1 protein-coding gene is annotated in these 1,533 nt (G+C 42.5%); it reads right to left on the bottom strand.

All coding sequences use genetic code 11. The features are described from left to right. Positions 1-1,471, bottom strand: a 1,471-nt coding sequence (gene tnpC, locus ACM0OZ_RS48735; RefSeq protein ID WP_414590140.1) for an IS66 family transposase, incomplete at its 3' end; no start/stop codon positions are given. Positions 1,472-1,533: the final 62 nt, after the last annotated feature.

The following is a 1,533-nucleotide window of genomic DNA, read 5'->3' as shown; positions in this document are numbered from 1 at the left end:
GAGGCTGAGGAACCAAAGATGGAGTATATTTAGAATCATTAAGCAGTGCTTTGATAGCTTGCTCAAAAAAGTCAATAACAGAGCGTTGTTGACGACGACAAGTTTGTACTACTGTTAATAAATTGGCAGTATGTTTGAATCGCTCCATTGAGCGAGAACCACCGCTAACTTTTCGTTTAGTCACAGCCAAACGTAGCGAGCGCTCCGCTAAATTATTATCGGGAGGCACCTCCGGGTGGTCCAGAAAATATAACCATTGATGAGATTTATCTCGTAGGGAGCGCAAAAGTTTACGTGCTTCTCCTCCGGCTTTCTCAATCCAATGATTGACAAGCGAGTGGACTTTGGATTTAAATTGATTTGCCCAATCATTGTAAGCAAGATTGTCAACAGACACCTGGAACAAACGATAATTTTTAAAAGCTTCGTCAATCAGACTGACAAATACTTCTCCAATCACCTGATTATTCAGACCAGGAAGCTTAACTAACTTTAAGAAATGACGACGTAAATGTGCCAAACATTTCTGTTGAGCAGCAACCTTATAGCCATTGTAAACACTGTAATCATCAGAACTGAGTACACCGTTATACTCAGTTCCTAAAATAGCTTCTAATTCTGCACGCGAACGAGTACCTGCAGCTTGGAATAAGCAAAAATTGGAATTGGCGATCGCCCACAACCATTCTTTGAGTCCTTTCACTGACCAAGGTGTTTCATCAACATGAACATTAGGTTGCGTCTGTCTTACCCAATCGCTTAACTCACTAATACTTGGTTCAATTGCTTGTTCGACTCGTTCGTTGGTTGCAACCAGAGTCCCAACTCCAATTTCTACTCTTCCCAATTCCCACAACATTTCTTGCTGTTTTTCATAGGGTAGGTGTCCGTAATTATTTATCCACCCCAAGAATGCTTGTAGCCTTACTCCAAGGTCTTGTCCTGGTATCATCTGTGGTGACCATCTGCCAGTTTGTAATTCCCCACAACCCTGACATTTACATGTATGGCGATGATACTCGACTACTTCGATTGGACGAGAGACTAACTGAGCTACTTGCTGTGTTTCGATTTTTACTGGTTCACCCAAAAATGCTGTATGACCACAAACAGCGCAACATTCCGGACGTAAAATTTCAACACGGTCTATTTTATCAAAGCCTTTACGGGTCTTTCCTTGGTGTCCTGGTTGTCCTCCTGGCTTCCGTTTGGGATTTTCTGATTCTGGCAAGTTTTCAGATTTCTTATTTTCTGATTTTTTCAGGAGGTCGCTGGATGGGGGTTTTGATGAATTCTTGCTATCTAGGTTGAAACTGACACGAAGCCGTTCGATTTCTTGTTTGAGTTCTTTTATCGTTGCCTGCAACTCTCGCGTAGCGATCGCCTGCTCAAGAATAATGTTTACCAGTTCTTCAGTCGGCAACTGGCTAAGATTTTCCCGGTCTAGTTGTTGAGGCAGGTTTTTGTTCATTATTGCGATACTCCACCCCAAGTGTCCCTTCTGTCAATACCCCCTCACCTGAATCCTTACGA

Source organism: Scytonema sp. PCC 10023 (assembly GCF_963920835.1).
In the GTDB taxonomy this organism is placed as follows: Bacteria; Cyanobacteriota; Cyanobacteriia; order Cyanobacteriales; family Nostocaceae; genus Kalymmatonema.
This window is presented reverse-complemented; position numbering and strand designations above follow the sequence as displayed.